Source organism: Halomonas cupida (assembly GCF_900142755.1).
Taxonomy (GTDB): domain Bacteria; phylum Pseudomonadota; class Gammaproteobacteria; order Pseudomonadales; family Halomonadaceae; genus Halomonas; species Halomonas cupida.
This window is the reverse complement of the sequence record NZ_FRCA01000001.1, coordinates 763907-783895: the sequence shown is the minus strand read 5'-3', so window position 1 is coordinate 783895 and position 19989 is coordinate 763907. Positions and strand designations below refer to the sequence as shown.

At 60.8% G+C, this 19989-nt stretch carries 17 protein-coding genes; 10 read left to right on the top strand and 7 right to left on the bottom strand.

Annotated elements, in window-relative coordinates; all coding sequences use genetic code 11:
• The first annotated feature begins 175 nt into the window (after positions 1 to 175).
• Together BUE38_RS03350 and BUE38_RS03345 are read left to right on the top strand one after the other, a co-directional pair.
• A complete protein-coding gene (locus BUE38_RS03350; protein WP_073433569.1) occupies positions 176 to 1789 on the top strand; it encodes an OpgD/OpgG family glucan biosynthesis protein in 1614 nt (537 codons plus the stop codon).
• Positions 1790 to 1883: 94 nt separating this feature from the next.
• Positions 1884 to 2123 carry a hypothetical protein gene (locus tag BUE38_RS03345; RefSeq protein ID WP_073433568.1) on the top strand — a complete coding sequence of 80 codons (240 nt, stop codon included), beginning with the start codon at positions 1884 to 1886 and terminating at the stop codon, positions 2121 to 2123.
• Positions 2124 to 2131: 8 nt separating this feature from the next.
• Here the strand turns inward: BUE38_RS03345 and BUE38_RS03340 are convergent, their stop codons facing one another.
• The gene (locus tag BUE38_RS03340; RefSeq protein ID WP_073433567.1) at positions 2132 to 3181 is read right to left on the bottom strand and encodes a LacI family DNA-binding transcriptional regulator; all 1050 of its coding nucleotides are present in this window, start codon (positions 3179 to 3181) and stop codon (positions 2132 to 2134) included.
• A 269-nt stretch (positions 3182 to 3450) separates the two neighbouring features.
• Here BUE38_RS03340 and BUE38_RS03335 point away from each other — a divergent pair, with 269 nt between their 5' ends.
• The 4 genes from BUE38_RS03335 to BUE38_RS03320 all read left to right on the top strand — a co-directional run bounded on the left by BUE38_RS03335 (position 3451) and on the right by BUE38_RS03320 (position 7360).
• Complete coding sequence (locus BUE38_RS03335) at positions 3451 to 4425, top strand: TRAP transporter substrate-binding protein (protein ID WP_073433566.1); 975 nt, start codon at positions 3451 to 3453, stop codon at positions 4423 to 4425.
• 88 nt (positions 4426 to 4513) lie between these two features.
• The gene (locus BUE38_RS03330; RefSeq protein WP_073433565.1) at positions 4514 to 5041 is read left to right on the top strand and encodes a TRAP transporter small permease; all 528 of its coding nucleotides are present in this window, start codon (positions 4514 to 4516) and stop codon (positions 5039 to 5041) included.
• A 2-nt stretch (positions 5042 to 5043) separates the two neighbouring features.
• Positions 5044 to 6336, top strand: coding sequence for a TRAP transporter large permease (locus BUE38_RS03325; protein WP_073433783.1), 1293 nt, complete (start codon positions 5044 to 5046; stop codon positions 6334 to 6336).
• A 73-nt stretch (positions 6337 to 6409) separates the two neighbouring features.
• Entirely contained in the window at positions 6410 to 7360 is a 951-nt protein-coding gene (locus BUE38_RS03320) for an NAD-dependent epimerase/dehydratase family protein (RefSeq protein WP_073433564.1), read from the top strand.
• Between the two features lie 66 nt (positions 7361 to 7426).
• On the opposite strand, the gene BUE38_RS03315 is transcribed toward BUE38_RS03320, so the two are convergent.
• The 4 genes from BUE38_RS03315 to hrpB all read right to left on the bottom strand — a co-directional run bounded on the left by BUE38_RS03315 (position 7427) and on the right by hrpB (position 12322).
• On the bottom strand, positions 7427 to 8086 hold the full coding sequence (locus BUE38_RS03315) for a DUF938 domain-containing protein (RefSeq protein WP_073433563.1): 660 nt from the start codon (positions 8084 to 8086) through the stop codon (positions 7427 to 7429).
• Positions 8087 to 8119: 33 nt separating this feature from the next.
• On the bottom strand, positions 8120 to 8617 hold the full coding sequence (locus BUE38_RS03310) for a YchJ family protein (RefSeq protein ID WP_073433562.1): 498 nt from the start codon (positions 8615 to 8617) through the stop codon (positions 8120 to 8122).
• Positions 8618 to 8704: 87 nt separating this feature from the next.
• Positions 8705 to 9613 carry a glutaminase gene (locus BUE38_RS03305; protein WP_073433561.1) on the bottom strand — a complete coding sequence of 303 codons (909 nt, stop codon included), beginning with the start codon at positions 9611 to 9613 and terminating at the stop codon, positions 8705 to 8707.
• A 135-nt stretch (positions 9614 to 9748) separates the two neighbouring features.
• Positions 9749 to 12322, bottom strand: coding sequence for an ATP-dependent helicase HrpB (gene hrpB / locus BUE38_RS03300; protein WP_073433560.1), 2574 nt, complete (start codon positions 12320 to 12322; stop codon positions 9749 to 9751).
• Between the two features lie 273 nt (positions 12323 to 12595).
• Here hrpB and BUE38_RS03295 point away from each other — a divergent pair, with 273 nt between their 5' ends.
• Positions 12596 to 13981, top strand: a complete 1386-nt coding sequence (locus BUE38_RS03295; RefSeq protein ID WP_073433559.1) for an NCS2 family permease — start codon at positions 12596 to 12598, stop codon at positions 13979 to 13981.
• 13 nt (positions 13982 to 13994) lie between these two features.
• On the opposite strand, the gene BUE38_RS03290 is transcribed toward BUE38_RS03295, so the two are convergent.
• Positions 13995 to 14714 carry a TetR/AcrR family transcriptional regulator gene (locus BUE38_RS03290; protein ID WP_073433558.1) on the bottom strand — a complete coding sequence of 240 codons (720 nt, stop codon included), beginning with the start codon at positions 14712 to 14714 and terminating at the stop codon, positions 13995 to 13997.
• A 118-nt stretch (positions 14715 to 14832) separates the two neighbouring features.
• Positions 14833 to 14970, bottom strand: coding sequence for a hypothetical protein (locus tag BUE38_RS22850; RefSeq protein WP_159438843.1), 138 nt, complete (start codon positions 14968 to 14970; stop codon positions 14833 to 14835).
• 163 nt (positions 14971 to 15133) lie between these two features.
• Between BUE38_RS22850 and xdhA the strand changes: the two genes are divergently transcribed.
• The 3 genes from xdhA to xdhC are packed head-to-tail and all read left to right on the top strand — an operon-like array spanning position 15134 to position 19873.
• Positions 15134 to 16648 carry a xanthine dehydrogenase small subunit gene (gene xdhA, locus BUE38_RS03280; RefSeq protein WP_073433556.1) on the top strand — a complete coding sequence of 505 codons (1515 nt, stop codon included), beginning with the start codon at positions 15134 to 15136 and terminating at the stop codon, positions 16646 to 16648.
• Complete coding sequence (xdhB, locus tag BUE38_RS03275; RefSeq protein WP_073433555.1) at positions 16632 to 19031, top strand: xanthine dehydrogenase molybdopterin binding subunit; 2400 nt, start codon at positions 16632 to 16634, stop codon at positions 19029 to 19031. Before xdhA ends, xdhB begins: the two co-directional genes overlap by 17 nt.
• Positions 19028 to 19873: a xanthine dehydrogenase accessory protein XdhC gene (gene xdhC, locus BUE38_RS03270; protein ID WP_073433554.1), complete on the top strand. Its 846-nt coding sequence runs from the start codon at positions 19028 to 19030 to the stop codon at positions 19871 to 19873. The genes xdhB and xdhC overlap by 4 nt, the downstream gene beginning before the upstream one ends.
• The last annotated feature ends 116 nt before the right edge of the window (positions 19874 to 19989 follow it).

The window sequence follows — 19989 nt, the reverse complement described above, 5'->3', positions numbered from 1 at the left end:
GCAGGAACATCCTTGAAATGATTCAACTTGCTGCACTGCGTCGAGCGCACAAGGATGAAGCAGACTACCACCTTATTAGCACGCTAACAATATCCATCTTGATAGGCATTGAACCTATGCCGATACGAGCAGTCGCACTGATGAACATCTGAACGCCCCCACAAGGACGATGGAGATGAAACGACGCGATTTTCTCAAGTCGGCAACAGTACTCGGCGCCAGTCTGCTGCCTATCTCACCACTATTGGCTGCAATGGACGGCCGAGTCATCACCACCGGTGACGCCAAACCCTTCGATTACGCCTGGCTCAAGGGCCTGGCTCGCCACCTGTCCGAACAACCCCACCAGGATCACAGTGGGCAGATCCCGGAGCAGTTGCAGAAGCTGAGCTGGGATGATTACCAGGCCATTACCTATCGCCCCGACCATGCTCTGTGGAGCGACAGCAAATCCCCCTTCCGCGCCCAGATGTTTCATCTCGGGCGTACCTTCACCACGCCGGTACGCATCTATCAAGTCAGCGAAGGCGAAGCTCGCGAGATCGCCTATGATCCCGCGATGTTCAACCTCGAGGAGACTGACCTCGACGCCTCACAGCTCTCCGAACGACTGGGCTTCGCCGGCTTCCGTCTCCACCACGAGAGCGACTGGCAACGCGACATTGCCTCCTTTCTCGGCGCCAGCTATTTCCGTGCGGTCAGCCAGTCCATGCAATACGGCTTGTCGGCACGCGGTCTCGCTATTGATACCGCCGCCCCGGACAGTGAAGAAGAGTTCCCGGTATTCACCCGCTTCTGGCTGGAGCAGATCGATGATCGCTCGATGGTGATCGTTCATGCCCTGCTAGAGTCGTCCAGTGTCACCGGTGCTTATCGCTTCGAGATTGCAAAGGACGTGGAAGGCGTGACCATGGATATCGATAGCGCCCTCTATCCTCGTCAGGAGATCTCACGGGTCGGCGTGGCTCCGCTGACCAGCATGTATCTGGTCGGTGAGAATGATAAGGAGGTCAACTACGACTGGCGTCCGGAGATCCACGACTCGGATGGTCTGGCGATCCACAGTGGCGAGGACGAGTGGCTGTGGCGCCCACTGGTCAACCCGCCTCAGCTACGCTACAACGCCTTTGCCACCACTTCGCCAAAGGGCTTCGGCCTGGTGCAGCGCGACCATGATTTTGACCACTATCAAGATGATGGCGTCTTCTATGATCGACGCCCGAGCGTCTGGGTAGAGCCGCGGGGCGACTGGGGTGAAGGCACTGTTGACCTGGTCGAGATTCCTGCCATGGATGAGACCTTCGATAATATCGTCTCCTACTGGCACCCCGTCGACCCGCTCCAACCCGGCCAGGAGTACCTCTATGCCTGGCGACTGAGCTGGTACGGCCTGCCTCCCCAGCAACCGAGCCTGGCTCGCTGCGTGGCAACGCGCACCGGTCTGGGCGGCGTGGTTGGCCAACGACGTGAGTACTTCAGCTGGCGATTCGCCGTGGATTTCCGCGGTGGCCCCTTCCCGTTCGAAGAGCCCCCTGCCGAAGGCGAGATCGAGGCGGTCATCGAGGTCAGTCGCGGTCGTATCGAGATCACCTCCGCACGCCCCCTGGAGGCAATTCAGGGCTACCGTGCCATGTTCGATGTCGTTCCGCCCGACGACAGTACTGATCCCATCGACCTGCGCCTCTACCTGCGCGACGCTGAGGGTACTCCGCTGACCGAAACCTGGCTGTATCAGTGGAGTCCGCCGCCCGCCGACCAACGCGAGCTTCATAACCCCGGGCATCTGTAGACCGCCCATTGCACAGAAGCCGGGCAGAACGGCATCATGACGGCGCGAGGGATCAACTCTCGCCGTCATGATCGCCTTGAGTAGAGAGCTCTCCATGCCACAGCACCCCACTTTCTGTCCGACCGCGTCTCATCAACCGGCGCGCCGCGCCTACGCGCTACCCCTGGCCGCCCTTCTGATGGCCACGACCCTGAGTGCCTGTACAACCTACACCTGGGATGATGGCCGCAAGGAAACCGTGTGGGGCGTTCCCACCGAGGATGAGACAAAAACCCAGCAGGAGCGCCAGGCAGAAGGCGTACAGTACCGAGAACCCGGCGAGATTCCTGAGTAGGCCGGCAATCAGGCACTGCCTCTTTCGATCAGGGCATAGCCGATATCACGCTGCACTGGTTCCGGCTGCTCTCCATCCAGTCGGGCCAGCAGCATCGAGGCGGCCTCCACACCCATCTGTGTTCTCGCCACCGATAGAGTCGTCAGCGACGGATTGAGAAACTCCCCCAGCTCCAGGCCCAGATAGCCAGTGATGGCAATCTGCTGAGGAACCTTCACTCCCCTGCGTTGGGCCTCCAGCAAGGCGCCTGTGGCCAGGATGTCATTGGAGAAGTGGATGGCATCCGGAGGCTCGGGCAACGCAAGAGCAGCATCCAGCGCCTCCACACCGACTCGATACGAGGCCGCTTCAGCGTACTCCAATAGATCTGCCTTGAGTGCATGCGTGGCCAGTTGGTCACGGAAGCCCTCCCAGCGCTGACGAGCCCTATAGTCCCGCTCCATGTTGGAACCGGCAAACAGCATGCGGCGATAGCCCCTGCCAACGAGATAATCCGCCATGAAGCGGCCCAGAGCGTGGCCGTCCACCCCTACACTCATGTCGATGCAATTGTCTCCGTGCTCCATGATCTCGACCACAGGCCGCCCCCACTCCCTGAGACGCTCTCCCACTGCCGGCCGATGGCGCAGTCCGGTGAGAATCACCCCGGAAGGTGAATAGCCAAGCACCGTATTGACCAGTTGAGCCTCACGGTCAAGGTCGAAATCCGTGGAGGCAAGCAGCATCTGATAGCCCGCCCTTTCCAGGGTCTGCTGAATGCCATGCACGACCTCGATAAAGGTCAGAATCGACAGCGAAGGTACGATCACCGGAATGACTCTGGTTCCCGCAGAGGCCAACCCCCCAGCAATCAGGTTGGGCACGTAGCCCAATGTCTCGACCGCGGCATCAATCCTCGCCCTGACCCGATCCGATACTCGCTGGGGAGTGTTCAATGCCCGCGATACCGTAATTGGCGCAACGCCTGCTTCTCGTGCCACATCACTCAAGGTGACTCGTCCCCCGGCACGATGACGCTTGCGCCCCCGCGGCTCGTTACCTGACGACCTGTCGTCCATGGATACTCATTCCCCTGTCTACGTTGGGCCGGCCATGATGCCTCGGCTGTATGCCGCCAGTGTAACCCAATACCAAAGTAGTGGTAGCGCTACCATCGAAATGGTAGCGCTACCATAAATCCCCTGCTAGCTTTTCATCGAAGCGATGGTGATCCGTTGGAATATACAAGGTGTACTGCCTGCCCAGTTCCAGCCATCACCGCCAGATTGTGCCTACCCATGGCCCGCACCATGGGCCGGACACTCCATCCCGCGATTGGGAGACAACAATGAAAACACGCCTTGTATCCGCTCTTGCCCTCACTGGCCTGATGTCCCTCGGTACCAGCGTCCATGCTGACGCAGAGGAGTTGGCCATCGCCATTCACGTCGACCCTTCCCACGCCATGTTCAAGGTCGGCGAGCGCTTGAAGACAGCCATCGAGGATCAAACTGACGGAGAGATTACCGTCACGCTACTGGGCACCGAGGTCGGAGGTGAGCGTGATCACCTGGAGGGTGCCAGCTATGGCGAATATGCCATCGCACTGGGTGGTTCCATGCCGATGACGCTATACGCACCTCAGTTTGCCGCTGCAGACCTGCCGTTCGTCTACAGCTCCAGCGACGAGGCACGCAAGGTCTATGAAGGTGAAACCGGCGAAGCACTCAACCAGAACTTGATCGCCAACGGTAATATGCGTCTGGTTGGCCTCTCGACACGTAATCCTCGCAACCTGACATCAAAGGAACCGGTACAGAGTCCGGCAGACGTCAGTGAAGTACGCCTGCGTGTTCCGGAAATCGCTCCCTGGGTCACCATCTGGGAACAGATCGGTGCCCTGCCCAGCCCGATCGCCTGGCCGGAGGTCTACACCTCGCTGCAGACGGGGGTCATCGATATGCAGGAAAACCCGGTCGACCTGATTCAGGCCGGCAAGCTCTATGAAGTCCAGGACTACATCAATCGCACCCAGCACGTGTACTCCTTTTTCCACTGGCTGATGAACGAGGATTTCTATCAAAGTCTCTCGGACGAGCATCGCCAGATCGTGCTTGACGCCATCGACGAAGCCACCCAGTGGGGTGATGAAATGGTCGAACAGGGCCAACAGGAAATCTACGCCCAGCTCGAGGCGGAAGGCATGGAAATCATCGAACCGGATGTGGATGCCTTCCGTACCGCCGCCCGCCCGGCCATAGAGGAAGTGGCAAAAGGCTATGACCCTGCAGTACGTGACTATGTCATGTCACTGATCGAGTAGCTTCTGACCTTTCCATCATTCAGGGCGGACGCCATCCGCCCGCCCTGAATATCACGCGCTGTTGCAGACATCACCCGGAGCTTCAATCATGACGCTGCCGCTCTCTCCTGCTGCCCGCATCTTCCAGACTCTCTGGCGTCTACTGACAATCATTGTGGTGGCCGCATTTACCATGATGCTGGTGGTCATGGCGATTCAGGTGATCTCACGTTATGCGTTGGGCATCGCCGTTCCCTGGACAGATGAAGTCTCCCGCTATCTGTTCCTGACCGAGATCTTTCTGGGCTCGGTACTTGCTCTGCGCTATCAGGAGCATATTCGCATCACCGTCGTTACCGACCTGTTGCCGCCATCCCTGCAACAAGCAGCCGCTGTCATCGCCGACCTGATCAGCATCCTGGTGCTGCTGATGATCATGGGTGGTGCCTTCAACATGATGGGCCGCACCGCTGGTGTGTTCGCCAGCACATTCGACATGAGCTTTGCCTGGCTGTACCTGATGCAACTCCTGGCCGCAGCTCTGATGGTCGCGATGCTGGTGGAGAGTCTCATTGCACGCCTGCTCGGCAAACCCAGCAGGACATTACTGACAGATCGCGCCTCGCGGAGTGAATGACCATGGAAATATTCGCCATCATGTTCGTCGGGCTGATTGTCCTGTTGATGCTGGGGGTTCCCGTCGCCTTTGCCATGATCGCCTCCTCGGCCATCGTGCTTGCCTGGACAAGAGGCTTCACCGAGATCCCTCTGGAGATGATTGCCCAGCGCACGCTTTACGGCGTCAACAGCTTCACTCTGCTGGCGATACCCGCCTTCCTGCTGATCGGCAGACTGATGAATTCTGCTGGAATTTCCGATCGCGTCTTTGATGTAGCGCGCTGTGCAGTGGGACATCTCAAGGGTGGTCTGGGACACGTCAATGTATTGGCCAGTATGCTGTTTGCCGGCATGTCCGGATCTGCAGTAGCCGACGCGGGGGGACTGGGAGCGGTCGAGATCAAGGCGATGAAGGACGATGGCTACCCTGAGGACTTCAGTGCTGCCGTTACCGCAAGCTCCGCCACCATCGGCCCGATTATTCCACCCAGCATTCCTGCCGTGATCTACGGTGCGCTGGCCAATACCTCGATTGCCGCCATCTTTCTGGGATCGATCCTGCCCGGTGTGTTCATGGGCCTTGGCCTGATGGCGATGGTGGCGATCATTTCCCATCGACGCGGCTATCCGACCCGAGCACGCGCAACCTTCGCCGAATTCGGTCACGCTCTGGCACGGGGCTTCCTGCCCATGCTCACTCCGGTGATCATTCTGGTCGGCATCCTGTCTGGCTTGTTCACGCCGACAGAAGCGTCTGTCGTGGCCCTGCTCTATTGCCTGGGCATTTCATTCTGTGTCTACCGCTCAATCACGCTGCGGGAGTTCGGCAAGATCCTGCGCGATACTGCTATCGACACCTCGTCGCTGTTGTTGATCATCGCCGGCAGTGCGCTCTACAGCTGGATTCTGGCGCGTTACCAGGTGACTGCGCTGGTGGCGGATTTTCTCCTGGCGACGGTCACCGAGCCAATGATCCTGTTGCTGCTGCTGAGCCTGTTTATCCTGCTGATCGGCCTGTTCATCGATTCGATTCCGGCACTCTTTCTGCTGACACCGCTGCTGGTGCCAGTAGTGGTGCAGTACGGTATCGACCCCGTGCATTTTGGCGTACTGATGATCTTCAACCTGATGATCGGTTTGATAACACCACCGGTGGGCACCGTGCTGTTCGCGATCCAGAAGATCACCGATATCTCATTCTCGAGCCTGGTGCGCGCCACCCTACCGTTCTACATCCCGCTGGTGTTGGTCATGCTGGTCATCACCCTGTTCCCATCCATCGTGATGTTCCTGCCCAACCTGCTGCTCAACTGAACCTTTTCCGCTGCGCTGTCGCCCAGGCACCAGCCAGCCTCATCCCTACCGAAAACCGGCAAGGAGACAACACATGGCCGTATTGATCACTGGTGGCCTCGGCCACGTAGGTTCCTGGGTCGCCACACACCTTGCACGAGCAGGCCGCAAGGTCATCATCTGTGATATGGCGGCCGCCCACTTCGACCGCATGGGCCTCGACTATCTGGAAGAAGTCCGCGACAACATCGTGCTCGAATCCGTCGACGTGCTTGATACTCACACCCTGTTCGAGACCTTCCTGCGTTACCAGGATGAGCTGGAGGGGGTCATCCATGGTGTGTCGGTGATCGCTGGGCCAACCTTCAAGACACGCCCCTTTCGGCATCTCTCGATCAACGCCATGGGCACGCTCAATGTCTATGAAACCTGCCGATTGCTTGGCATCAAACGCATCGTCAACATGAGCTCAGGTGCCGTCTACGGTGATGCCAGCGGCCAGCTTCACGAGACAACACCCTACAAGGCGACCGATCTGTACGGTGCCACCAAGATCTCCGGTGAGCTCTATGGTGACCAGTACAGCGAGACCTATGACATGGACATCCGCCAGGCTCGCCTGTTCTTTGTCTATGGGCCCGGCAAGAAGCCATCCCATATGCACGCGGTCTACCAGGCCATGTTCGGACCATTGGAAGGACTGAAAGGAGTGCATGCGGCCAATGGCCGCGATCAGATCACCGACTGGACTCACGTCGAGGATACCGCTCAGGGCATTGTCCGCCTGTTCGACACTCCCGCAGTGCCTCACCGCCACTACAACATCTCCTGCGGTGTTGCCGTGAGTCATCAGCGAATCGTCGAGTTGGTCAGTGAACAGCTCGGCTACGATAGCGACATGCAGTTGGGCCCCGGACCTTTTGTCGTTCGCGGTGCACCGCTGGACATCCAGCGCGCGCGTGATGATCTGGGCTTCACTCCCCGCTACGCCGATATTCGGGAGGGACTGGAGGATTATCGGCGCTGGTTACTCGGCCAGAGCTGAGCCGACTGAATCACTTCGAACATCCACTGGCGTCGAAAAGTCGGCTCAGCCACGTGCCGCAGGAGGTCAGGCGCGGCGAAAGACAACAGCAAGGTTATTGGCAGGCAGTTGCTCGACACTCTGGAGCGTCAGTCCGTTGTCGGCGGCTTCCGCGACGACCTGCTCAAGGTCGCGAACACCCCAGCGAGGGTCTCTCGCCTTGAGCCAGGCATCGAATTGAGCATTGCTCGGTGCGGTGTGCTCACCACCCCTGCGGTACGGGCCGTAGAGGAATAGCACACCACCGCTGACCAGGTGCCGCTGGGCGGCGAGCATCAGGCGCTCGGTGACCGCCCAGGGTGAGATATGGACAAGGTTGATGGCCACCATGGCGTCCCAGGGTTTGTCAGAGTCAATGTTGTCGGCCTGGCTATCCTCAACCTGCCCCTTATCAACCCAAGCCTCCAACAGGTCGCGACGTTGAGGGGCGAGCATATTGTTCAGGCCGGTATGGCGTCGCCAGGCTTCCATCGACTGGATGGCGTCATCATCGACGTCGCTGGGTTGCCATCGCCAATCAGGGTGTCGCTCGGCCATATAGACGGCATGTTCACCGCTGCCGCTGGCCAGTTCCAGCACTCGCGCTGAAGATACCAGAGACGCTTCCAGCACAGCATGAATCGGCTCTCGATTGCGTGCGGTCGACGGGCTGAACAGGCGGCGATCGTCGGTCGGGGCATTGGCCATGGGTCTCACCATTCGGTCGGAAATCTCGGAGCTTCAGTTGCCACAGCACTGCTTCAACTTGCGTCCACTGCCGCAGGGGCAGGCATCATTGCGCCCGGGCTTGAGTCTGCTGACCCGAGGCTGACCATCGACATAACGCCAGTGGCCCTGTTCGCGCAGAAAGCGTGAACGCTCTTCCAGCATACCCCAGCGACTTCGTCCCGCTCGTCCTTCACGCCCCTCAAGTCCTTCACAAAAGAAGGCGCGAAAGTGGACATGGCCGCGGGGCTCGCCATCACTTTCATCAACACCATGGTCGACGATCTCCAGACGTACCCAGTGGGTATCATCGGCGTTCAATTCCGCAGGGCGCGTTGTCGAGTGCCAACTGTTGAGCAGGTAATTGTGACGGCCCAACGCGAAAGCGCTATACCGCGAACGCATCAAGGCTTCGGGTGTGCCTGCCACCGCACCATCGTGGAGCGGTTGGCAGCAATCGGCCAACGCCATTCCGCTTCCACAGGGACAGGGCTTTCGACTTGTATCATTCATCAGGCTAGCGCCCCTTCGCTCCTCAAGTACGTATTTCAGGCACCTATTTCAGGCACCTATTTCAGGCACCTATTTCAGGCACCTATTTCAGGCAAATACGGACCAACCGGTTTCGCGGGAAAGCCGCGCCAGCGCAGCCGTGCCCTGCAGCGAGTTACCGTAGCGATCCAGCCCTGGTGACCAGACTGCGATCGAGGCCACATTGGGCACTACTGCCATGATGCCTCCTCCAACTCCACTCTTGCCGGGGAACCCCACCCGGTAGGCAAAGTCTCCCGACCCGTCGTAGTGGCCACAGGTCATCATCAGCGCGTTGATGGAACGCACCCGTTCGATACCAATCAGCCGTTGGTGGCTGAAACCACCACACAGAAACCGTGCCGCCCGGGCCAGTTGCACCGTGGTCATCTCGATGGCGCAATGGTGAAAATAGGTCCCCAGCACACGATCACAGTCGTTGGAGAGATTACCGCAGGACTTCAGGAAATAGGCCAGTGAGTAGTTGCGATCACCGGTCTTCTGTTCCGAACGCGCCACATGGCGGTTGATGTGGATGTTGGTGTCACCGGCGGCCTCGCGGAGGAAACTGAGAATCTCGCCCAGAGTATCGCGAGGCGCCTGACGCCCAAGCACCGCATCAGTGGTGACGATGGCACCAGCATTGATGAAGGGATTGCGCGGAATTCCTTCCTCGACTTCCAATTGCACAATGGAGTTGAAGGCCCGGCCGGACGGCTCACGTCCCACACGATCCCAGAGCCCATCACCCAGGCGCCCCAGCGCCAGCGCCAGGGTGAAGACCTTGGAGACACTCTGGATCGAAAACGGCACCTGATAGTCGCCGGCATGATACTCCTGTCCATCCACCGTACAGACACTGATGGCAAACTGCGCAGGGTCGACAGCGGCCAGCTCGGGAATATAACTGGCCACGGTACCCCAGGTTTCCTGCTGTCTGGCGTCACGATCAAGGGTGTTCAGCAGTGCTTCAAGCATGACATTCCCGATATGGAAAAGGACTGAGGGTAACGCTCCCACCTGACGAATGAAAACAGACAGTTAAGCAATGGGTGTTCGGCATCTGCCAGGCGGGGCCGGGACGCGAGATGGTGGCGCCGGCATCAGCACCTGTCAACGCCCGCGGCCTTTGGTGCGCATGGTCGGCGTGGCGGTCAACGGGTCTTCCGGCCAGGGGTGCTTCGCGTAACGGCCGCGCATCTCCTTGCGAACCTCCGGGTAGACATTGCGCCAGAAGCTTTCCAGATCCATGGTTCGCGCCAGAGGACGCCGCGCCGGTGACAGCAGTTCTACACGTACTGCGACGCGCCCGTCGACGATACGTGGTGTTTCCCGCCATCCCAGCAGGGCCTGCAACTTGGCCGCCAGTACCGGTACCACCCGGGTCCTGCCCTGCTCTTGGCCCTGTTCCAGGCTGGCTTCTCCACTCTCCGTGACCGCTTCGATGTCATAACGCAACGCCGCGCTATCACCACTGGGCAACGTCATGCGGAGCGGTGCCAATTCATCGAGGCGAGAGACCAGTTGCCAGGGGATCAATTGGCGCAACAGTTCCGTCCACGGCAAGTCCCGCAACTGGTCAAACCGCGACAGGTTCTCCAGATGCGGGCCCAGCCACTCATCCAGCTGTGCGCGTAGCCCATCGTCGGTCAGGTCAGGCCAGCGTTCATCATGTTCGGCGCGCAACAACTGTACTCGCGCGCGTAGCATTTCGGCTGACGAATCCAGAGGCAGTCGTGGCTCGCGTACCAGCGCCTGCACCAGGGCCCCGCGGCGAGCCTCGGCGCTGGGAGGCCCCTCCAGAGGGCGCCGTTCGAGAACCACGGCACCAAGCCCACGCACCCGTTCGCCAATCAGTCGTTTCTGCTGATCACACCATTCCACGCTTTCGCGCCACTCCAGGGTCTCGGGGAAGGCCGCCTGGAGATCGGCGAGCTCAAGACGCGCAGCACGCCGAATCATGGCCTCCCGAGGGTCGCCGTCGGTGTCCACCACCAACAGCAGATCGGCATGGGCCAGCGGCAGATTCTCGGGGAGTCGAGCCATACCGCCACCTGCCAGGCGAAAGCGTCCTGGTGCCACGCGCTGGGCAACACGCTCGGGCCAGGCATGCATCAACAACGGCGCCGATGGCAACTGTCCACGGCTGGAGAGGTCGCGACCCACGACACGTGCCAGTCGCTTCAGGTCACGCCACCATTGCCCCGCTCGCTCCCGCGCCTGTCCCTTCTCATGCCACAACCACAGCTCGGCGAGGCAGCTGTCCAGGTCACGGGAGCTCCCGTCACTGCGACCTTCCAACCAGGCGGCAATCCCGCAGGCTGTGACAAGCGCTTCACGGCTCTGCTCAAGGGCTCGTTCCAGCATCACGGCAACAGGTGGTGAGGTCGGCCAGCGGCCTGCACTGCGACCGAGGCGGCTGAGACCACCGTCGGCATTGACCAGCCCGAGTCTCTGCAACTGCTGCCTTGCCACCTGCCAGGCAGCCGGTGCCGGCGCGGTGACCCAGCTCAGCATACCGGGATCGGCAACCCCCCAGCGCGCCAGCTCAAAGGCCAGTGAAGCCAGATCCGCCTGGCGGATCTCCGGCTCACCGTGAGGAATCAGCGGCTGCTCCTCGGCCCACAGCCGGTAGCAGTAGCCTTCCGCCTGACGGCCGGCTCGTCCGCGACGCTGATCGGCACTGGCGCGATTGACACGACGGGTTTCAAGACGGGTCATACCGCTGCGGGGTTGGAAGACAGGCACCCGCTCAAATCCGGCATCGATGACCGTACGCACACCGTCCACCGTCACGCTGGATTCGGCAATGGCGGTGGCCAATACAACCTTTCGCTGCCCCTTCCCGTCTGCTGCCCTCTTCTCCAGCGGACGCAGAGCACGTCGCTGGGCATCCAGTGTCATTCGCCCATGCAGTGGCAGCACGGTCAGCTCTGGATGTTGTTGATTCAAGGTGCGTTGAAGTCGCTCAATCTCTGCCACACCGGGCAGAATCACCAACACATCGCCATCGTGGGCGAGCGCTTCCGTCACCACACGTGTCTGGTGTTCTGCAGCCTCGACACGGCTGCGCTGAGGCCGATAGTGGGTTTCAACAGGAAACTGGCGACCGGGGCACTCGATCAAGGGTGTCGCCTCTCCGAGCACTGACTTGACGGCCACGACATCCAGGGTCGCCGACATCACCAGCAGGCGCAGATCCTCCCGCAGGCCCTGCTGGACATCCAGTGCCAACGCCAGGCCAAGATCGGCCTCAAGACTGCGCTCATGGAATTCATCGAAGATGATTCCGGTCACCCCTTCCAGCATCGGGTCGTCCTGCAACATGCGTGTCAACACGCCCTGAGTGACCACTTCCAGCCGAGTATCCCCGCTGACGCGACTTTCTCCACGCATGCGATAACCGACACGCCCACCAACCTCCTCACCCAGTTGCGCGGCCATGTGGCCTGCCGCCAGACGCGCCGCCACTCGACGAGGCTCCAGCAGCAGCAAGCGCCCCTTGCCGTTCTCGCCGCGGCACCAGTCGCTGTCCAGCAATGCCAGAGGCACCCGGGTGGTCTTGCCGGCACCGGGCTCGGCCACCAGCATGACGCGGCTACTGTGTGCCAGAGCATCGCTCAGCGCCGGCAGGCGGGACTCGATAGGCAAGTGAGATTCGTTGTGAACGTCGGCAGGCAGATCCATACAGCATCCGGAAAAAAGTCGGGCAAGAGGCAATTTCAGGTCACGGCAGCCCCCGCAGATTCGGGGCATCGTGATGGCGGGAATCATACCACGCAGGGTCACGGCTCGGAGGCCAACCTCCAGCGCGAGTCGGGTATACGCCATCTACTACTTTGTATACATATTGCCCTATCGTTTGTTGCCTTTTATGGGCGTTATTGTCTACGCTGCCGAATGCTGACCAAAAGGTCAGGTTTTTCTTCCGTTCCATGACAATGACAAGAGAACCCCGCCATGACACAGAGCTCGAGCTCGTACGCAACGCAGTCTTCTGCGTCGGCCAACGAGTCACCCTCGCCCTCGCCCTCGCCCGGCTGGCTCGACCGCTACTTCAACGTCAGCCGCCGTGGCTCTTCAGTGAAGACCGAAGTCCTGGCCGGCATCGCCACCTTCCTCGCCGGGATGTATATCATCGTGGTCAATCCGGCGATCCTGTCCGATGCTGGAATCCCCTTCTCCGCGGCGCTCTCGGCCACTGTGGTGATCAGTTTCCTGAGTAGCCTTGCCATGGGGCTCTACGCCAGAAATCCGATTCTGGTGGCTCCGGGCATGGGCATGAATGCGCTGTTCACCTATACCCTGGTACTGGGGGCCGGCCTCTCCTGGGAAGTCGCTCTGGGCTGTGTGTTCTGGTCCGGTGTGATGTTCGCCATCCTGGCCATGTTCAATGTTCGTGAAGCGATCATCGAGGCGATTCCGCCGTCGCTGCGTTACGCGATCACCTGCGGTATCGGTCTGTTCATCACCTTCATCGGGTTGAAGAACGCCGGCTTCATCGTCGCCAATCCAGCCACACTGGTCAGTCTGGGCAACCTGGATCCCAGCCTGGTGACCTTCTTCATCGGTCTGGTAGCCACCGCGGTGATGGTAATTCGTGGTTACAACGGCGCCCTGATTCTGGGCATTGCCGTAACCACTCTGCTGGCGGCCCCCATGGGACGACTGTGGGGCGAGGATGTGTTGGTGGCCTGGAACGGTCTGGCCGCACTGCCGGACTTCTCGGCGGTCTGGAAGGTCGATATTCTCGGCGCACTCAAGGTCGCCTATCTACCCTTTATCTTCGTGATGTTGTTCACCAACTTCTTCGATGCACTGTCCTGCTTCATGGCACTCTCGGAGTCGGCCAACCTCAAGGATGCCAACGGCAATCCGCGCAATCTCAAACGCTCGATGACCGTAGATGCCTTCGCTTCGATGATCGCCGCTCCGCTGGGCACCAGCGCCGCCCAGACCTTCATTGAGTCCGGTGCAGGCGTCGCCCAGGGTGGGCGTACAGGCCTGACTGCGGTGGTGATTGCCTTGCTGTTCCTGCCGTTCCTGTTCCTGTCACCGCTGCTGTCGCTGGTACCCGGCATCGCCACTGCACCTGCGTTGGTGCTGGTGGGGCTGTTCATGATGGCGCCGGTGACTCGCATCGATTGGAGTCGCTTCGAGGAGGCGTTTCCGGCCTTCCTCGCCATCATACTGATGCCGCTGACGTACTCGATCACGCTGGGCATTGCCTTCGGCTTCATGAGCTTCGTGCTGATCAAGCTGGCGCTGGGCAAGTTCAGTGAGATCAAACCGGCGATGTGGGTCTCGGCAGTGCTCGCAGGTGTCATGCTGGTCACAGCCCAGTAGCGATATCCGGCATCTACACGGAGTCGGCCTCAGGCTGGCTCCGTGAACCGGATCCCGAGTTGGACCTGACACCACACCCCTTGAGCACCACCTCGACCAGGAAGCCGGTAATACGTTCCAGGTCCTCATCACCCAAGTGATCACGACCGGTAATACCAAGCACCTGAGCCTCGAAGTCGGCATAGTGCTGTGTCGCCGACCAGATCAGGAAGATCAACGACACCGGGTCGACAGGGTCCATCAAGCCGAGTTCGGACCAACGGCGAAAGACCCGCGCTCGTCCCTCGACCCATTCGCGCAGATCGCCCCGCAGATAGTCCTGGAGAAAGGGCGCACCCTGCAGGATCTCGGTCGCAAACAGACGCGAGGCTTCTGGATACTGGCGTGACATCTCCATCTTCGAGCGGATGAAGGCACTGAGTACCTGGGCTGGATCATCATCCTCGTCGATATCATCGAGCATGGTATTCCAGCGAGCCATCACGCCTTCAAGCAGTCGCACGTAGAGTGCCTTCTTGCTGCCCATGTAATACAGCACATTGGACTTGGGCAACCCGGCTTCCTCCGCGACCAGTTGAACACTGGCGCCGCGATAGCCATGGCGAGAAAACACCCGCTCGGCGGCCTCGAGAATGTCGCGTTCATTGCGCTGGCGAATCGCGCCTCCGGTTTCCGTCCCGGCGGGTTCCGCTGCGGCGGCCGAAGTATTCCTGTCCTGTGACCCTCTTGCCATGGCACCTGCTCGTTGTTGTGCAATCCAATGGAAAGGACACAGAGATTGCCTGATGGGCCCCGTCGAGGCAATCGCTGCACGCAAGGGAGGCGTGTTGGCAACATCCATCAAGCAGCCCTTACCAGCTATCAACATGGCAATCAAACAGCTCATCCTGATCGATGTGATTGTCGTCCGCACCACACTGGCGCAGATGCGCGGATCTGCTGGTGTGATGCGGGCTCGCGTCGGCCGCGGCACGTCCTTGTGCCGCCATTAACCCAACATGAAAGCGTGCCGGGTTAATAACTCCATCAACCCATGGATACAGAATTTTACCATTAGGACTTGAAGAATCTGACCATTTGGTCAACTATTGAATCAAGGACGATCAAATACCCAATGACAATGATCAGTGATAATCACAACAGGACCCTGACATGATCGAATTCCACCTCAATGGGCGGCCGCAGCGCGTGCAGGCGGATGCCCACCTCAGTGTGCTGGAATTGCTGCGCGAACAGTTGCTGCTGACCGGCACCAAGGAAGGCTGCGCGTCCGGTGACTGTGGCGCCTGCACCGTGGCCATCGGAGAAGTCACCGCGGATGGTGAGCTGCGCTATCACAGCGCCAATGCCTGCATCATGCCGGCTCATCAACTGCAGGGACGCCACCTGGTCACCGTGGAAGGTCTGGCCGATGGCGAACAGCTTCACCCCTGTCAGGCGGCCATGGTCGAATGCCACGGTAGCCAGTGCGGCTTCTGCACCCCGGGCATCGTGATGTCGCTGTTCACTCTGCATGAAGAACAACGCTTGCGCCCTTCTCCACTGACACCCGAGCGCCTGGAAGCAGCGCTGGGCGGTAACCTGTGCCGCTGTACCGGCTACCGACCGATCCGCGATGCTGCCCTGGCCATGAACGAGATGCCCGGTCACCAGCCCCGGTGGTTGGATAACAGCAGTGAGCTGGCTGAGCAGCTGGCGGTCAATGTCGGCGAGGATCTAAAGAACGAAGACGACACCACCTTCCATCAGCCACATACCCTCGATCAGTTGGTGACCCTGCGCAGCCGCTACCCGGATGCCCGACTGGTGGCCGGTGGCACTGACCTGTGGTTGGAACAGACACAGCACCTGGCTGACTTTGCACGTGTCATCGACGTCACCCGCGTCGACGAACTCTGCCATATCCAGCCCGGTGACGACGGCGAGGGCCGCCAGGGCTGGTGGGTCGGCGCTGCCGTGACCTACGCCAACCTCGAGCCATTACTGGAGCGCGAGTACCCGACCTTCGCCCATCTACTGCACCGACTGGGCTCCGCTCAGGTTCGCAACCGTGGCACCCTCGGCGGCAACGTGGCCAATGCCTCTCCCATCGGCGACACACCGCCGGTACTGCTGGCACTGGACGCGCGCCTGCGCTTGACCGGACCTTCCGGCAGCCGCGAGATTGCCGCTGCGGATTTCTTCCATGCCTACAAGCAGACGGAATTGGCTGCCGATGAGTGCCTGGAGGCAATCTTCATCCCGGCACGCCAGTTCGAGGGCAAGGCGGAACGCCAGCTCAAGGTCTGGAAGCTCTCCAAGCGCCGCGAGGACGACATCTCTGCAGTACTGGGCGCCTTCAGCTGGCGACTCGATGATGGCTGTCTGCGCGATGTCCGTCTTGCCTTCGGCGGCATGGCAGGTATTCCCGCCCGTGCTGCCGGTGCGGAAGCGGCACTGGAAGGCCACGCTCCGAATGCGGAGGCATTTGCCGCCGCTCGCAAGGCGCTGGCCGGTGATTTCTCGCCGATGAGTGACGTGCGAGGCTCTGCTGAGTATCGCAGTCACTCCGCAGCGGCTCTGCTCGAGCGCCTTCGTTTACTGATAGCCAGTCAGTCCGCGACAACCTCCCACCCTGCTTCCGCCACAACATCCGAGGAGGTGATGCTCCATGCGTACGCTCACTGAACTGCCCCCGGTCACCACCGCCGAGCAGGGCCTTCAACAACAACCAGCTCCGACACAGGCTTCAGGCTCGTCGTTCTCAGGGGCTTCGGCTCGCCACGAGAGTGCCATCAAACATGTCACTGGGCGTGCCGCCTATATCGATGACCTCGCCCTCCCGGCGGATGCCCTGCACCTGGCCGTGGGTCTGTCTGCCGTGGCCCACGGTCGCATCACGAAACTCGACCTCGCCGCTGTACGCAATGCGCCGGGCGTCGTTGACGTGATCACCGTCGCCGATGTCCCTGGCCACACCGACATCGGCCCGGTTTTTCCGGGCGATCCGATCATGGCGGATGGCGAGGTTCTCTACGCCGGTCAGGTGCTCTTTACCGTCGCCGCCAGCAGCCATCGTGCAGCCCGCCAGGCCGTTCGCCAGGCGGTGATCGAGATCGATGAGATGCCGGCCAGCCTCGACCCGGTCGCAGCGGCACAGGCTGAGGATTTCGTTCGTCCGACCCACCAGCAGCTCAGCGGTGAATGGGAGCAGGCTCTGACCGAGGCAACCCATATCGTCGAGGGCGACCAGTTCGTCGGCGGCCAGGAGCACTTCTACCTCGAGGGGCAAGCCTGCGTGGCTCACCCCACCGAGGACGAAGGGGTGATGGTACACACTTCCAACCAGCATCCCAGTGAGACCCAGAAACTGGTCGCCGAAGTGCTCGGCATTCCCTTCCATGCGGTGACCGTAGAAACACGGCGTATGGGGGGCGGTTTCGGCGGCAAGGAAACCCAGGCCTCTCCCTGGGCCTGCCTGGCAGCATTGGTGGCCCGACGTACCGGTCGCAGTTGCCGCCTTCGCCTGGCGCGCAGTGAAGACATGCGTGTCACCGGCAAACGCCACCCCTTCCATAATCACTATCGTCTGGGTGTCGATGAGGCCGGTGTCATCCAGGGCAGCGATATCACTGTGATCGGTGATTGCGGCTATTCCCCGGATCTGTCCGACGCCATTGTTGATCGCGCCATGTTTCACTCGGATAACGCCTACTCACTGGGCGCCGCTCGCGTAGTGGGGCATCGTGCCCGTACCAACACTGCCTCGAATACCGCCTTCCGTGGTTTCGGCGGTCCCCAGGGCATGATGGTGATCGAAGCGGCCATGGAAGATATCGCCCGCCGAGTCGGCGAAGACCCGCTGACGGTGCGCAAGCGCAACTTCTATCGCCTGGACCGCAATGTCACCCATTACGGGCAGACCGTGGACCAGATCGCCTTGCTGCACGAACTGGTCGAGAACCTGGAGACCTCCAGCGAGTACTGGCGCAGGCGTGAGGAGATCCGCCAGTTCAACGCCAACAACCCGATCATTCGCAAGGGTCTGGCGCTGACGCCGGTCAAGTTCGGCATTTCCTTCACTGCCCAGCACCTCAACCAGGCCGGTGCCCTGCTGCATGTCTATACCGACGGCAGCGTGATGATCAATCATGGCGGCACCGAGATGGGCCAGGGGCTGCACACCAAGATCTGTCAGGTGGTGGCCCGCGAGCTGGGACTTGATCTGGAGCGCGTGCGCATTACCGCCACACGCACCGACAAGGTTCCCAACACCTCGCCCACCGCGGCATCCAGTGGCGCTGACCTCAATGGCCAGGCAGCACGCGATGCTGCTCTCAAGCTGAAGAACCGCCTGTTCGACTTCGCCGCCGAACATTACCACTTCGACCGCGAGGCCATGCGCATGGAAGATGGCGCTCTGGTCGCGGGCCTGGGCGAGAGCGAGCAGCGTATCGTCTGGGGCGAGTTGGTCCAGACAGCCTATCTGTCGCGGATCTCCCTATCGGAAAAAGGCTTCTATGCCACGCCGCTGATCCACTATGATCGTGCCACCGGTAACGGCAGGCCCTTCTACTACTTTGCCTTTGGCGCGGCAGTAGCCGAGGTCTCCGTGGATACCCTGAGTGGTGAATATCAGGTTGATCGCGTGGATATCCTGCACGATGTGGGTGACTCGCTGAACCCGGCCATCGATATCGGCCAGGTCGAAGGTGGCTTCATCCAGGGCATGGGGTGGCTGACCAGTGAGGAGCTGCGCTGGAACGACAAGGGCCAGTTGATCTCTCAGGGGCCCGCGACCTACAAGATTCCCACCTACGGGGATCTACCGGAGACCTTCAACGTCCGGCTGATGGAGGGGCACCCCAACTCCATGGCCAGCATCTATCGGTCCAAGGCCGTCGGTGAACCACCGTTCATGCTCGGCATGTCAGTGTGGTGCGCCCTGCGCGATGCTTTGGCCAGCCTCAGCGACTACCGCCAGTCTGTGCGCCTCGACACTCCCGCGACACCAGAGCGAGTCATGGCGGCAGCCAAAGCTGCACGCGAGGCAGCGGGGACCGCGCCATGAACCGGGAGCCCTGGTACGAGGCACTGGCGCGCCTGCAGCGTGACGGCATGCCTCATGTGGTGGCGACCCAGGTAACCAGCCAGGGGTCGACACCACGTGAGCCCGGAGCGCGCATGATCATCACCCCGGATCGGGTCTACGACACCCTCGGCGGCGGGACCTTCGAATGGCAGGTGATTGCCGCAGCGAGGGACAACCTCGCTGCCGGCAAGGCCGGCATGCAGCTCGAGGCGTTTTCCCTGGGGGGACGCAGCGGTCAGTGCTGCGGTGGTTTCGTCAATGTCATTCTCGAAACCTGGCCAGGCAGCGAGGTTCGGCTGGCGTTGTTTGGTGCAGGCCATGTCGGACGTCATATCGCCCACCTGGTCGAGCCTCTCGACTGGCGCCTCGACTGGTACGACAGTCGCGATGATGGCTTTGCCGAGCTGCCCGACGCCAGCCCACGCCAGCACCGCCACACCATGCCGGATCCCCAGGCAGCGGTGGACGGATTGGCCAGCCACAGCCACCTGCTGATCCTGACCCATGACCATGCCGAGGACTATGCGCTGGTGGACGCGGCACTGAAACGCGGCGACTGTGCCTCCATCGGATTGATCGGCTCACGCAGCAAGTGGGTCAGCTTCCGCCGTCGTCTCGAAGCCGCAGGCCACACTGCCGAAGCCATCTCCACGGTACGCTGTCCCATCGGCGACTCGGGCGGCAACAAGGCGCCCTACGCCGTCGCTCTCTCGGCAGTGGCGGAATTGCAGCCGATCTGCACCCGCCTGGACGACAAGAATCTGAAACGTGGCGAAGGCCGGGGCATCGATGGTGCCTCACTGCGCTCCCTATTCAATTGAGCAACCTCTCTCCAGACGCGAGCCGAACCATGAGTAACTCCCCTGAGCCGACCTTGCACCAGGCTCCACAGAAGGACACGCCGACAGCGTTCCACAACAGTCGTAACAGCTGGGTC

What these genes read in the sequence shown, in the direction of transcription:
- BUE38_RS03325 (WP_073433783.1), top strand. Translation starts at nt 5,044, where the DNA reads ATGGAAATATTCGCCATCATGTTCGTCGGGCTGATTGTCCTGTTGATG.
- BUE38_RS03320 (WP_073433564.1), top strand. Translation starts at nt 6,410, where the DNA reads ATGGCCGTATTGATCACTGGTGGCCTCGGCCACGTAGGTTCCTGGGTC.
- BUE38_RS03315 (WP_073433563.1), bottom strand. Translation starts at nt 8,086, where the DNA reads ATGGCCAATGCCCCGACCGACGATCGCCGCCTGTTCAGCCCGTCGACC.
- BUE38_RS03335 (WP_073433566.1), top strand. Translation starts at nt 3,451, where the DNA reads ATGAAAACACGCCTTGTATCCGCTCTTGCCCTCACTGGCCTGATGTCC.
- BUE38_RS22850 (WP_159438843.1), bottom strand. Translation starts at nt 14,970, where the DNA reads ATGGCGGCACAAGGACGTGCCGCGGCCGACGCGAGCCCGCATCACACC.
- xdhC (WP_073433554.1), top strand. Translation starts at nt 19,028, where the DNA reads ATGAACCGGGAGCCCTGGTACGAGGCACTGGCGCGCCTGCAGCGTGAC.
- BUE38_RS03345 (WP_073433568.1), top strand. Translation starts at nt 1,884, where the DNA reads ATGCCACAGCACCCCACTTTCTGTCCGACCGCGTCTCATCAACCGGCG.
- BUE38_RS03310 (WP_073433562.1), bottom strand. Translation starts at nt 8,617, where the DNA reads ATGAATGATACAAGTCGAAAGCCCTGTCCCTGTGGAAGCGGAATGGCG.
- BUE38_RS03290 (WP_073433558.1), bottom strand. Translation starts at nt 14,714, where the DNA reads ATGGCAAGAGGGTCACAGGACAGGAATACTTCGGCCGCCGCAGCGGAA.
- BUE38_RS03330 (WP_073433565.1), top strand. Translation starts at nt 4,514, where the DNA reads ATGACGCTGCCGCTCTCTCCTGCTGCCCGCATCTTCCAGACTCTCTGG.
- BUE38_RS03350 (WP_073433569.1), top strand. Translation starts at nt 176, where the DNA reads ATGAAACGACGCGATTTTCTCAAGTCGGCAACAGTACTCGGCGCCAGT.
- xdhB (WP_073433555.1), top strand. Translation starts at nt 16,632, where the DNA reads ATGCGTACGCTCACTGAACTGCCCCCGGTCACCACCGCCGAGCAGGGC.
- BUE38_RS03305 (WP_073433561.1), bottom strand. Translation starts at nt 9,613, where the DNA reads ATGCTTGAAGCACTGCTGAACACCCTTGATCGTGACGCCAGACAGCAG.
- hrpB (WP_073433560.1), bottom strand. Translation starts at nt 12,322, where the DNA reads ATGGATCTGCCTGCCGACGTTCACAACGAATCTCACTTGCCTATCGAG.
- BUE38_RS03295 (WP_073433559.1), top strand. Translation starts at nt 12,596, where the DNA reads ATGACACAGAGCTCGAGCTCGTACGCAACGCAGTCTTCTGCGTCGGCC.
- xdhA (WP_073433556.1), top strand. Translation starts at nt 15,134, where the DNA reads ATGATCGAATTCCACCTCAATGGGCGGCCGCAGCGCGTGCAGGCGGAT.
- BUE38_RS03340 (WP_073433567.1), bottom strand. Translation starts at nt 3,181, where the DNA reads ATGGACGACAGGTCGTCAGGTAACGAGCCGCGGGGGCGCAAGCGTCAT.